The sequence below is a fragment of the Pseudochelatococcus sp. B33 genome (genome assembly GCF_053570585.1).
Map to the genome: position 1 here is coordinate 18,583 of NZ_JBSEFH010000012.1, position 12,381 is coordinate 30,963.

Sequence of the window (12,381 nt, forward strand, 5' to 3'; positions counted from 1 at the left end):
CTGTCAGCGTGCCGTGTCGGCGCCCGCGGGCGTCAACGGTTCGGAGGTGGACTGGCGGGCGCAGGCATCGATCCAGGCGTACAGATCGGCGACCGTGTAGACGACCCGGCCGCCGAGCTTGTGGTAGACCGGCCCGGTGCCGTCGCAGCGGTGCTTTTCGAGCGTGCGCGGGGAAAGGTCGAGGAGTCGCGCGGCTTCCAGCGTTCGCACGAAGCGCGGCCAGTCGCGGTCATTTTTACTCTGCATGTTGGGCCTCCGTCGCTACCGCCATCAGGGCGGAGTGTTGGAGGCGACGATGGCGAAAAACATACGGTTCAACGGAGAGACAAAAATTGGGGTCTCTAGGGAAAGTGTCCCCGCTTCGCGGGGCGGTGTCAGCGGTTCGTTTGTGGAGCGAGCCAGCGTAGATAGCCGCCCCCGATTGTCTCGCGAGCGGCCTTGAGGAGTCGGGTGAGGCGCCGCCGTTCCGGGGCGTTGTGCCAGTCAATGGCGCGCATCGCCTCGATGTCCTTGTTGAGAATGACGCCAGCGACATGGCGGCGGGATGCGCCGGATTCGACGCCGTCCCAGGCGCGTAGCATAAGCGCGGCACGATTGAGCTGGAACGGTGTCAGGCGTTGCTCGCGCGGCCATCCGCGTGAAGGCTTTCCCTCAAGCTTGAGGTGCAGGCGCACGGCGCTGCGCACGCGCCACATAAAATACCTGTCGCGCGGGATCAGCAAGGCCGTGCCGAGAAGCAAACCCCGGTAGGGAATCCAGAGGCGGTGTTCGCCGTCATCATCGGTGATCAGGGCATACCGGCCGTCGTCAGTCTGTTCGGTGACGACGGCGAGCCCTTCCGGGTCTATCAGCGCGTCGGCTGCGAATCCTTCGGGCGCCATCGTGATGATGACCGTGGCAGGAAAGAGCCCTGGCAACCATAAGGGTCGCGCTATCAAGGCGGATACAGAGGGGTCGGCCGGGAAAGACCAACCCCCAGCGGCTGGACAGGCGCGCTATCGTCTTGCTCTTATCCGCGCCGCCGAAGGCTACCCTTTCCAGCGCCGCTGCGTATTCCTGCCGGTATCGCCAGTTGCGGCGAAGAAACTCGAAGGTGACGCCGCCCCGGTCGAGGCGGGCCAGTTCCTGCTCGAAATGCGGCGATCTCCAGTCGTCCAGCGGCTCCATGACGCTATCCTCCTGCTCGATTGTAGACTTCGGGCTGGACCGAGTATGGGCTGGGCAGGATTCGGCTGTAGCCACATAATGAGCATGGCGATCTTTCGCTGGCTGCCGAAGGAATCGGGCGGGCGCTCCGGCTGGCTGTCACTGCATGCGCGGTGCGGAAAGGTGCAGATAACCTGTCTCGGTCATCCAGCGGGCGCGGGCAAGATGGCTGTCATGGATGCGCCTGGCGCGCTGCGGGTCGGCCGACACGTCGAGGCCGAACACGATCTCGACCACCTCACGCCAGTCTGCGCCTTCTTCGTCCGCGTCGAGCAGGCGCAGATAGGTGGCAAAATGGGCTTCGTCGTAAGCGTTTACGCGATCGGTCAGCGGCGGGCTATCCTCGAATGCGGGCTTGCTCATCGAAATGTTCCTCAAATCCTGAGCGCGTGTGATTTACAAATACTTACACGGCCGCAGGCGCAAGAGTAGTTCGGCGTGTGGCATCGAAGAATCGCGGAATGTCGTCATCGTCCTGTAGTTGCAACCGGCATGACGGTTGCAGCGACTCTGTCGGCGCCCAGCGGCGCGACGGTGATTGTTCTGTGGAAAACGGACGGGCAGCGCAGCGCCCACGGAGACCTGCGAACGTCCAGTTCGGGATTTAACGCACATCGGCATCATGGGGCGGGTCTTTCCCTATCCGTTATGTAGAGAATACTCCGTAGTAAAATACTCTACAAGAGCATGCATTCCGATGAATGGACATACGGGATGCATTTGCAACGAATCTGAGGAAGCTGAGGCACGCGCGCGGGCTGTCGCAGGAGGAACTTGCGCATCGTGCGGAGATCGACCGCACCTATGTGAGCGCACTGGAGCGCAGCGTCTACGCCGCCGGCATCGATGTCGTCGACAGGATTGCGAAGGTGCTAGGCGTGGAAGCCTCCGACATGCTCAGGCGGCCGGATGCGCCGGGTGCGGAAAAGACAGATTGAGGCGATCCCGTTGCATGTTCTTTCCCTATCGGTTCCCCAGCAAAAAACGCCGATTATCCTCCATGGTGCAATATCGCCGCCGATCGCCTCAGTTTCACTCGGCGCTATAAAGAACCACCGCCGTTCTTTGCCATACATAGCCCAATCCAACTCGGATCGGGCGAGATGGATTAGCACCGTGATGGCGGCCAGTTTCTACCCCATTGCGGTAGTTCAGCATGGTTTGCCAGCAGCCCGATAGCCGCCATTCGGAAGGGCACCCGGATTTCGGGTCGAACGAAGCCGCTAGTAGGCTTGGGGCTTTCGGAATCGAACGCCGGTATAGCTGCCATTGCATGTTACCGCGTACCGGCGCCTTCGCTCACCCGATTGAGGCCTGAAGCGCACCGCCGCGATATTCAAGTTCACGCCGGCGCGCTTCGATGTCGCTCGATACGTTCGTGTTGCCCTTGTATCTCCCGATCTGCTGCTCCATACCTTCGAGCTTCCCGAGCATGCGGCTCAAGATCTTGCATGCCGCAAAATCTGCGACTGGCCGTCTCTCGACGTCCTCCCACCATTGCTCAAGTGCATTGACCCCCTTTTGAAGCAAATCAAGTACGACCACATCCGCCGCGGCGAGACGCGCAACGGCCTCGAACACCCTGAGCCTGTCGCCCGGACGCAGATTATCCTGATCGACCGCCTCTACAAACGCCCGAGCAAAATCGAACCGCTGAGTGATCAAGGCCTGAAAATAGGAGGGTTCAAGCCGCACCCGCCGCAGTTTTGCATTAATGCGCTCGACGGCCTCGATCGACAGTTCCGCGATGCGCTTTCGGTCGCCGCGTATACGCGCTGTTTTGGTTAGCTCGTTATTGGCTTGGAGGTGAGCGGCAAGAGCGATGTCTCGCCCGGTCTCGTTCGAAATGCGCGTCCGCGTAAATTCGCGTAGGCCTGCCCAATCTTCCAGCCCGGTCTTCGCCTTAATGATGTTGGGCAACAGCTCTGACTTAGTGCTTCCGAGTTTGACAGCGCGTTCAAGTTCGCGATCTGCATCACGATATCTTGTGGGCCTCACCCGCAGATAAGCTGACCCAAGAATGCTTGCTGCATCACCATTTTCTTTGAACTTCTTGGTTAGTTCTTGTGCGACAATTAGAGCTTCCTCGGGCTGATCTGCTCCCCACATTCTTGCGATCGTCCTGATCCCGGCGCCAACCTGTCGCTCCTGATTGCCGCTCTTCTCATGAGCCCGGGCAACCGCTGCCTCGACAGTCTGCGCGGTAGTGCCGAGATGATCCTTGACCAAGTTTATAACAGTCTGCAGTTCGCTCGGCACGCTGATAGCTGAATCGCCGTGCGTTCGGGTAATCGTGGAAATGAGGTGGTAGGCTTGTAGCTCCGATACCTGCTCGCGCACCGTCCGAGCGGACATGTCGAGGACCTCTGCAATGTCGTTCAGCGTTGTTTCGCCAAGCAACGTCACCGCATAAAGGACACGGGATGTCATCGCGCTGAGACGCGCTAACTCGCGCTGAAAGGCGAAGCTCCGCACTTCCTCGCCATCTGCGCCTTTCCATTTCTCAACTACTTCGCGACGGTCCTCGCCGAGCTTCACCAAGCGTACGATTGACGCCGCAAACAGCGGCGAGCCTGACGATGCTTCGAATGCGTCTTCAAGGTTCTGCCGTGCATAGGGCGCAATCCCGAACGCATCGCACAGATTGCTCATGTGGGCTTCGAATGCTTGACGCTCTAGCCCAAGGATTTTGACGATCGCGGTTGGCGGTAGTCCTTGATCGATCCGCGAAGTCATGAGAACTCGGGACGGCGGCTGGTCACGCCCGACGGTCCGCAGCGCAAGGCTGTTCAACGCAGCGACCGATTCCTTCTGCTCATCCGGCAGCAGCGTGTCGAGATCATCGACGACGATCAGCGAGGGTATGATTAGCAACCCTTCGACAAGCCGGTCGGTGATCTCGGCAAGGCTCGGGTCTTCATCAGAGACCGGCAACTCGAAGTGCAGGGCCTTTAGAATGGCATTGAACAGCGAGCCGAGGTCGGAGAAGTCCACTCGCGAGGTCGGCACCATTTTTCCCCGAAGCGCCGAGAAGGTCTGTTGCTTCGCGGTTAGCCAAATAACGGCCTCAACCTGGCCTGCGCCAGTATCGATAACCTCCTCCGCAAAGCGGTAGGCGAGCGTGGTCTTTCCCAACCCGCCGATCCCGGTGATCAAACGCACGGGACTTCGCGGATCGCCGATCCATTGGCGGAGACTTGCTAGTTGGTGGTCTCGCCCAACGAATTCGATGAGGTCGTCATCACGTGCGGGCAAGTGCGACTGGACCGGCACCGGCGCTAACCCTGGAACCTGCTCGGGCGGGAGCCGGTCCGAATGCAGAAACTTCCAATCTTCGTGGGTGTTCGACGCGGCTCGACATTCATCGCGTACTCGGACATAGACCTCGTCATAGAAACAAGGCTTTCCACCAGCTTTTTCAGGACCCTTCCGTAGCATCTTCACCGGCGGCGCGCCGGCGGCACGACGTGGTATGAGCAAAAGGCCCAGTGTCAGCGGACCGGCGCGTCCGGGGATGTCAATGTCGACACTGTTGTAGAAGCATTCGATGCTAATGCCAGCATAGCGCTGCACCGACTTGTTGAAATCTGCGCAGTTGAACGACTCGTTTATCCCAACTATCCGGTTCCTGCCTTTGTCGCTCACGCCGAATAGGATGTATCCGCCAAATGCATTATGGAAGGCGACGGCGTCCTTCACCAGTTCGCCAACCGCCAGACGGTGAGCTTGCTTTGCTGCGTCGCCAGGGTCATTTCCCAACACCGGGACCTTGATTTTATAATCCCATAGCTGACCCTCGAAATCATAAGGCTTGCCCGATGGGAGTAAGAGATTGAGCACCTCTCGGGTCAGCGCTCGATTTTCTACCGCGATTTTAAGGCTGTCGATCATATTGTCGGTAATCATACTGCTCCCCTAACCAGGCTAACCAGGCATAGTAAGCATCAGTAGGGAGGTCCTCGTCCACCCAGTTTTCGTTAGAACGATCCGCAGTCTATTAAGGGCAGCATTGGGTCATGCCCAATTGGAGGTGATGATGCAGCGACCTTGGTCGGCGCCTTGCTGGAGAAAGGGTGGAGGATCGGATATGGGATCGCCCCGCAGATATCAGAGGAAGCATGCGCCTCAGCGGCACTGGCGCTTAGCTACGTCCCGGTCGGGGTTGGTCGACCCCCGGCTTCATAGTCTGGCGGACAGGGGACACCTTAGCCATCGAAACTGCGGATAGGATTGCCAGCGCGACGGGAATCCGTCCATGTCACTGCCCGCTGTTTTGAGATTGCAAATCGACCGTGCGTCCGACTGATATGGGCGCATGTTACGGTCGAGGTGGTCAGCTACCTGAATGGCCGCTTTCTCGGTTCGACCGTTCAAAACCGGAAGGGCAGAAAACCACCCCGAAGTCGCCATTGACCGGTAGTCGGCCAACTTCGGCAGAATCCGACCTCATTGCGGTCATTGCGGGGTCGCTGGCGAAATGCCAGAAGCTGTCGGCAGTTTGCTTTACAAAAGCATTACAGAATGGTCTGAAATGTCTAAGCGTTGTGCGTCGCTTTCAAATTCTCCTTAGGAAACTGTCATGCTTTATGATCGGGTTATAAACACTGGGACTATAAATGAGCCAGGCGGCAAGCCGACACCTGAGTACGCGCTGCAGTCGACTGTAAGTTGGATGCGTTCACTGCAGTTTTTGACGCGCTCTATCGATTTCGCAACAGCCACCGGAGCCTATCAGAGCATAGGAAAGCGGAACATGGATGTGTTGGTGGAAAATACAGTATTGGAACAGCTCTTTCTTGCCCTCCATCACCTTTCAGCCCTTCAGGCAATGGAAGGCGCGCCGTTACAAGCGGACGTCGCTAGGCTTGGAATACTAGGCTGGTACTATGGCATCTCCAACGCTGCCAGCGCCATGACAGCAGCTCAGGATGGATCCTTTCAAGAGGATCACTCTGGCACTGCACGCATGTGGGACACTGCCATTGCGGCCCAGGGCCTTGCCATTGGCCCGTTTGGTTGGCGTGTGACGACGTTGATAGAGAAAGATTACGCGATGGAGGTGGAGGTCTATCGGAACGGAAATGCGGGGAGTCTGCAGTGGGCGATTGCCTCTGACACCGAAGCCATTGGCGCTGCAGCGAGCTATCTCAAGGGTTCAGCTAAATGGCATGCCTGGAAGCAGGAGCAAGCGTTGCGCGGTACCCGCGAATTCAAGGCTCTGCAGGTCGACAACTTCCGCACGAAGGCCGCCCGAGAAATGCGCGACGCCAAGCTTGCGGGCCGCCCTATGGGCTTTATACATCAAGCTTCGAGATATCGCGGCAAGGCTAACTACAGGGAAGCTCTGTTCTTGGCCTATGGTAGGGCTACAGAAAATACGCTTCGCGGCTTTGTGTCCGACCAAACCGCTGTCTTGCGGGCATTTCTTGCCATGGCTGGGGCCTTTTGTGCTAGAAAACTGGGCCGACAAACCTGGGACGAGTTCGTTGCCGACGTCGAGGCAAATCGAGCGTTCACCGCCGACGTTAGCGTTTGGAGATGAGCCCGTTAGGGCTGACCGATAGCTAGACTTGGACGTTGCAATACCATCTGCAGCTCGCTACATGCTTCATTCGTTTGTGAGAAGGCAAAACATCATGGATGTCGCGACAGGCGTCGGAGCATTCCAGAAAGTGCTGGATATGATCCGAGCACTTCCGTTCTGGTTGCTGCTTGCGGTATCCATTATCTCGGTGGGACTGTGGTGTAGCCCGACCCTAAGCATGCCGCTACCTCCAGAGTTAAAGCGGTGGGTTCCGCTCGCAGCGTTCAGCTTCTCGATCCTGACGCTTGCCAGTGCGCTAATATGGGTAGCCTCATCTCGGCAGGCGAAAAGAACTCGCGAACACGCCCGAGATGCCGAGCGTTTCACAAAGATATATCGCCCGCTTTATGCTCTTTTTTTGACCCATCACATTGCAATTCACCGTGTTATGGGTTGTCCAAAGCTAAGTCAGCGCATCGCGCGGGCTTGGTCGGAGTTCCGGCACTATCGCTACTGGAAAGCCCGTTTCAGGCATGGCCTTGCCGCCTTGTCTGACAGGAAAATCTCCTATTCGGCCGAGGTCGAATTCGGAGGCAGCTTTCCGCTGGCTGAAATCAATCGCGTTGTTAACGAGAACCTTTCCATCGCCGATTCGGAGCTGCTCGAATTGCTCCGGCGCGCAAATCGCTCCACCTATGAATACGATGGAAACGCTGATGCTTTGACCGGTGAGGAACGTGAGCTCTTCACTCATGTGGTCGGACAACACGAATTTCTAAGGAAACGGACCGGCCTATAGACTCGCCGCAATTCGACGCGCTGTTTTTAGAGCGACAGTCGTTCCTTTGCGCTCCCCACAATGTCTGCTTGCGCAAAACCTGACCAGAAAGCAGACCGTCCCTTTTCCACCCCGTGGCGGACATTGGTGGCAATCTCATTCGAGAGGCTTTGGAAGGCTGTTGCATAGCTATAATTTTTTGTTTGTTGCTCTCTATCAGCAGGGACTGCGAGCCGGACGTGTCCGGCGAGAGCGATTTTTCGCGCGGTCCGTGGGACGCGCGACCGCCGCCGATCCGGGTAGGATCGGCGGCGGTGATGTTTGAAATGCAGCGATTGGTTTACGGTCGCAGCCAGCGCCACGGCTCATCTGTTTCCGCGCGCCGGTAGGACAGGCGGCGGCACCGGAACGGGGTCCATAAGTAATTCAGCGGCTCGAAGCCGTTCCACCAATCGGCGTCAATGTTGCCGCACCGGCCCTCGAAAAGAAGATTCCCGTTCGCCTCGTATAGCCGAAACTCCGTCGGAAGGGCGTCACCCTGTTCAGGGGTTCCACGGGCGGGAACGCCGTCCGCGTCCTCTCCTAGGCCGATGCAGCCGCCATGATGATCTATCGTGACGATCCATCGCATGATGATAGTCCTTTGATGTGAATGGGGAGAAGCGCCCGCCGCTCGGACGGGCGCATGAGCTGGGGAAAGGGGCAGCCTATGCCGCCGCTCTCCCGCGCTGCTGCTGCATCCATGCAAGCCGCCTACTGGCTGTCAGATGGTGCCGGTTGTCCAGTTCAATGCCGATCCAGTCGCGGCCGAGCTGCTGCGCTGCCGCAAGGGTGGAGCCGCTACCGCTGAATGGGTCCAGCACAAGATCGCCAGGCTTCGTGAAAGCCTCGATCAATGGCGCCAGGGCTTCGACGGGTTTCTGCGTCGGATGCAGCTTGTTGCCGGTGTACGGGAAGTCGATCACGTCCGGGATAGGATTGTCGGGTAGAGTGACATTGCCCTTTGCCAACAAATACGCTTGCTCGTGCTCGGAACGCATGAATTTCGCCGATGACGCATAACGCTTGCGGAACACGATATGCCCGACGATGCGGAAACCTGCCGCCTTCCATGCGTCCATGAACAAATCGACCTTGTTCCAGCCGTAGAACGAGACGGCGAAACCTCCATCTTTCAAAACGCGGTGCATCTGGTTGAAAGCGGGGCGGAGCCAACGGGCGTTGTCGTCGTTCGCCACCGTCCTGCCGTCCCGGCCGCGATAGTTCACGAGATAGGGCGGATCGGTCAGGATGAAGTCCACCGATCCCCTCTCGAAAGAGCGCATCGCCTGGATGCAATCGGCGTTGAAGATCACGTTGCGCGGGGCCTGGGTGCTGTCGGTCATGGTCTTTTTCCTTTGGGTTTGGGGTTCAGAGAAGCGAAGCGCCGCTCCTGAACCCTTGCCCGTCGGCGAGACCAGGGTAGCAAGGTGCAAGGAAAGTCTTTGGCACCGTGGAATAAATGGAGGGGACCCGCTTGCGGGGAGCGGGCCGTTTATGCCGCGAAAGGCCGGAGAGTTTTCTTGTGCCGCGCGAGGGCAGCGCCCATAGCCTTTTCTCTATATGCTGATGAAGGATTCTGCCGGCCCTGGGCGGAGCGGACCTTCTGCGCCAGAAATGCGCCCTTGCCTGAACTGCGGAGTAAAATCCGGCCAAATCCGGCCAGGCGGCGATGCAGCCTTTATGGCGATCCTCACGGGATCAGCGAGGTGAGGGGCATCTTCATTGCGCCCCCGCGGCAACAAGCAGTTGCGCTATCTCGCCATAACCGCGGCCGCGCGCGTGCTGCAGCGGCCTCACGCCCTCGCGGTCCGCCAGGTTGACGTCCGCGCCGGCCTCGATAAGCAGCGCGACGATCCGTTGGTGGCGCTCGCCGCCGCCGCTGAGGATGATGGCCTCCAGAAGCGCGGTCCAGCCGAGATTATTGACGTGATCGACATCGACACCGGCCTCGATCAGCGTGTGTACGGTCTCGACATGACCGCGTTCCGACGCCGGGATGAGGGCAGTGCCGCCGAAGCGGTTGGTGCTTTTCAGGTCGGCGCCGTGGGCCAGCGTCAGCTTCAGAATGTCGAGGTGGCCCCGCGCGCCCGCATAGAGATACGGGCTGTCGCTAATCCTGTCCTTCGCGTTGACATCGGCGCCGGCCGCAATCAGCGCCCGGGCGGCGCCGACGCTGTTTGCGTGGGTTGCAACGAGCAGCGCCGTAGCGCCGCTGCCGTCGCGCGCCTCGATATCCACGCCATCAGCCAGAAGCGTCTCGATCCGCGCGATGTCGTCCTGTTTCGCGGCCGTATGCAAAGGCGTATCGCTCATCGTTTCTCCCGAAACTCTGACAGGAGCGGATGCCAGCGCCAGCAACGCGGCAGCAAGGATGACCTGACGGCGAAGCATGGTTCTCGCTCCTCCTCGTATCGTGCAGCGGGCCGGCCACGCGCTGGCGGGCGATCACAGGATCGTTGCCGGGAAGTAGCCAGTGGGTGGCTGTTTGCAAAGCCGATGGTGCCCGGACATCCCCGCAACGGCGATATCCGGGCTGAAAGCCCATCAGTACGCTGCGCTGTAGAGCAGGGGAACCCACGCATAATTGGTTTCGTCCCGGCGCACGCGCCCGATGCCGGGGAATGCGTGATGAGCCCCGGCGACGAGATATTTCTGGTCCGCCGCCTCAGCGAACGCGATGGCGCGGCTCGCGGCAGCCTGCTTCTGGTCGACGTCGAATTCGATGCTGACGTCCGGCCGGTCGAACTGCAGGATATCGCCGTGGACGATGTCGCCCCAGAAAACGATCTTCTCGCCCTTGCTCTCGACCACGATGGAGCTGTGACCCGGCGTGTGACCCGCACGCAGTATCGAACCGATGCCCGGGATCGGGGCTTCGTTGTCCCCGAAAGTCTCAAGCCGCCCGGCCTCGACATAGGGAATGACGCTCTGCTCGGCCTGCGCGATATGCGGGCCGAGCAATGGATCGGCCTTGGCCGAGGCATCCGCCTTCAGCCAGAACTCCGCCTCGCGCCGGTTCACATGAACGATAGCGTTCTCGAACACGCGCTTGCCATCCACGGTCAGGCCGCCGGAGTGGTCCGAATGGATATGCGTCAGGATGACATCGTTGATCTGCGCTGCCGCATAGCCCGCCGCTTCAATGTTCGCCACGAGCTTGCCAAGCAACGGGCCGAGCAGGTTTCCGGTCCCGGCGTCGATGAGCACGAGCTTCTCACCCGTATTGACCAGATAGGCGTTGACGGAAACCTCGGTCGGGCTGGGCTGGAAATAGCCGGCAAGAATCGCCGCCGCTTCAGCCTCCTCTATACCCTCGTAAATCTTGGCCAGCGGCAGTTCGATGGTGCCGTCGGAGAGCGCGGTGATTTCATGGTCGCCGAGCCGCACGCGGTAGTAGCCGGGCGCCTGTGTGCCGACGATCGGCGCCTTGGCGAGCGCGGCCAGCGGCGCGTAGGCCATGGTGCCGGCGGCGAGCGCCAGCCCGGCGGTGGTCTTCAGAAGGGAACGGCGGGTGTGCATGGTGCCTCCGGATGCGTCAGCAAGACATCGTGAACCGGGCCTTGATCTGGCCCCGAGCAGACATATGTGCCGGAGTGTCAGCAATCAAATCGATACGGATCATGGCCACTATCGATCATTTCAATTTGCGCTCGTTCGACCTCAACCTGCTCGTCGCTTTCGATGCCTTGATGGCGGAGAGGAGCGTGACGAAGGCGGCGCAGCGCTTGAAGATCGGGCAGCCGGCGATGAGCCATTCGCTGTCGACATTACGCGTCCTGCTGCAGGATGAGTTGTTCATCCGCGTCGGGCAGGTCATGCAGCCGACCGCGAGGGCGCTCAGCCTCGCCGTTCCGGTGCGGCAGGCGCTGAGGCAGGCCCAACTGGCACTGACCGGTGGCGGTGTCTTCGATCCCGCGACGGAAGAGCGAACCTTCCGGATCGCCCTGACGCCCGAAGTCGAGTTGCTGCTGATCCCCGACCTCACGGCCCGCCTGCGGCGGCTCGCGCCGGGCATCAGGGTGCTGGCGCGGATCTTTTCCTACGATGCGGCCGACCCGCCGCTGGATGACGGCAGCATCGATCTTGCCATCGGCTGCACCTATTCGAGGACGAGCCGGCGCCGCTTCGAAACGCTTTTCAACGTCGATCTCGCCTGCTGCTACAACCCGGCGCTGCTGCCGCTCCACCGCCCCGTGGCGCTGGAAACGTACCTCTCGGCCGACCATGCGGTCATATCCCAGAGCGAGAGCCTGCAGGGCTGTATTAAGGAAGCGCTTGAAATGGCCGGCGTCGAGCTGAACGTGGTGATGGCTGCATCTGGCTTCATGTCGGTGCTTGCGGCCGCGCAGGTCAGCCCGGTGATCGCGACGGTACCGCGGCGCATCGCCGACCGCTACGGCTCCTTGCTCGGGCTCGAAGTCAGCCCTCTGCCGGTTCAACTGACGCTGCCACCCCTGAACATGGTCTGGGCCAGCCACACCGACAACGACCCGGCGAATGCGTGGTTAAGACAGCAGGTGCGTATCAGCATGGCAGGCACGGAAGCCACGGGCGAGCAAAAAAGTGCGAAGTTGCTTGACCATCGGCGCGATGCGAGGGGCGGAGAGCGGCTTTTCGCTGCTGTGCGAGCGAATGACTGAGTTGGGGCCGTAAGCTGCCCGGAAGGTTCTGGGTTGAGATTGCGCCATAGCAGACTTTCGCCGAAGTTCCGTCCGGAGCGGCGGTTAACGGGTAGGTTGCAGAGTCACTGCGTCGGACGAAAGACAGCGAAATCAGCCATCAAGCAGTTGTTCAAGCTCTTGCTGACGAAAAGGTCGTTAGTCGTAGCGTT

At 59.9% G+C, this 12,381-nt stretch carries 13 protein-coding genes; 4 read left to right on the forward strand and 9 right to left on the reverse strand.

Features of this window, described 5'->3' with window-relative positions:
- Positions 1-3: 3 nt before the first annotated feature.
- The 4 genes from ACUSIJ_RS14450 to ACUSIJ_RS14465 form a co-directional block, all read right to left on the reverse strand.
- Complete coding sequence (locus ACUSIJ_RS14450; protein WP_449309107.1) at positions 4-246, reverse strand: helix-turn-helix transcriptional regulator; 243 nt, start codon at positions 244-246, stop codon at positions 4-6.
- Between the two features lie 128 nt (positions 247-374).
- Positions 375-917 carry a DUF2285 domain-containing protein gene (locus ACUSIJ_RS14455; protein WP_449309108.1) on the reverse strand — a complete coding sequence of 181 codons (543 nt, stop codon included), beginning with the start codon at positions 915-917 and terminating at the stop codon, positions 375-377.
- Positions 808-1,167 (reverse strand): transcriptional regulator domain-containing protein, encoded by a 360-nt coding sequence (locus ACUSIJ_RS14460; RefSeq protein ID WP_449309109.1) that lies wholly within the window; start codon positions 1,165-1,167, stop codon positions 808-810. The genes ACUSIJ_RS14455 and ACUSIJ_RS14460 overlap by 110 nt, the downstream gene beginning before the upstream one ends.
- 138 nt (positions 1,168-1,305) lie before the next feature.
- Complete coding sequence (locus ACUSIJ_RS14465) at positions 1,306-1,569, reverse strand: DNA -binding domain-containing protein (protein ID WP_449309110.1); 264 nt, start codon at positions 1,567-1,569, stop codon at positions 1,306-1,308.
- A 338-nt stretch (positions 1,570-1,907) separates the two neighbouring features.
- Here ACUSIJ_RS14465 and ACUSIJ_RS14470 point away from each other — a divergent pair, with 338 nt between their 5' ends.
- On the forward strand, positions 1,908-2,144 hold the full coding sequence (locus ACUSIJ_RS14470) for a helix-turn-helix domain-containing protein (protein WP_449309111.1): 237 nt from the start codon (positions 1,908-1,910) through the stop codon (positions 2,142-2,144).
- Between the two features lie 361 nt (positions 2,145-2,505).
- On the opposite strand, the gene ACUSIJ_RS14475 is transcribed toward ACUSIJ_RS14470, so the two are convergent.
- Positions 2,506-5,112 carry an RNA-binding domain-containing protein gene (locus tag ACUSIJ_RS14475; RefSeq protein WP_449309112.1) on the reverse strand — a complete coding sequence of 869 codons (2,607 nt, stop codon included), beginning with the start codon at positions 5,110-5,112 and terminating at the stop codon, positions 2,506-2,508.
- 847 nt (positions 5,113-5,959) lie between these two features.
- Here ACUSIJ_RS14475 and ACUSIJ_RS14480 point away from each other — a divergent pair.
- Positions 5,960-6,748: a hypothetical protein gene (locus tag ACUSIJ_RS14480; RefSeq protein WP_449309113.1), complete on the forward strand. Its 789-nt coding sequence runs from the start codon at positions 5,960-5,962 to the stop codon at positions 6,746-6,748.
- Positions 6,749-6,809: 61 nt separating this feature from the next.
- Positions 6,810-7,529 (forward strand): hypothetical protein, encoded by a 720-nt coding sequence (locus ACUSIJ_RS14485; RefSeq protein ID WP_449309114.1) that lies wholly within the window; start codon positions 6,810-6,812, stop codon positions 7,527-7,529.
- Between the two features lie 319 nt (positions 7,530-7,848).
- Here ACUSIJ_RS14485 and ACUSIJ_RS14490 read toward each other — a convergent pair whose 3' ends face one another.
- The 4 genes from ACUSIJ_RS14490 to ACUSIJ_RS14505 form a co-directional block, all read right to left on the reverse strand.
- A complete protein-coding gene (locus ACUSIJ_RS14490; RefSeq protein ID WP_449309115.1) occupies positions 7,849-8,139 on the reverse strand; it encodes a hypothetical protein in 291 nt (96 codons plus the stop codon).
- A gap of 76 nt (positions 8,140-8,215) precedes the next feature.
- A complete protein-coding gene (locus ACUSIJ_RS14495) occupies positions 8,216-8,893 on the reverse strand; it encodes a DNA methyltransferase (protein WP_449309116.1) in 678 nt (225 codons plus the stop codon).
- 376 nt (positions 8,894-9,269) lie between these two features.
- Positions 9,270-9,863, reverse strand: a complete 594-nt coding sequence (locus tag ACUSIJ_RS14500) for an ankyrin repeat domain-containing protein (RefSeq protein ID WP_449309263.1) — start codon at positions 9,861-9,863, stop codon at positions 9,270-9,272.
- A gap of 231 nt (positions 9,864-10,094) precedes the next feature.
- Positions 10,095-11,069, reverse strand: a complete 975-nt coding sequence (locus ACUSIJ_RS14505) for an MBL fold metallo-hydrolase (protein WP_449309117.1) — start codon at positions 11,067-11,069, stop codon at positions 10,095-10,097.
- 101 nt (positions 11,070-11,170) lie between these two features.
- On the opposite strand from ACUSIJ_RS14505, the gene ACUSIJ_RS14510 reads away from it, so the two are divergent.
- Complete coding sequence (locus ACUSIJ_RS14510) at positions 11,171-12,190, forward strand: LysR family transcriptional regulator (RefSeq protein ID WP_449309264.1); 1,020 nt, start codon at positions 11,171-11,173, stop codon at positions 12,188-12,190.
- Positions 12,191-12,381 lie beyond the last annotated feature (191 nt).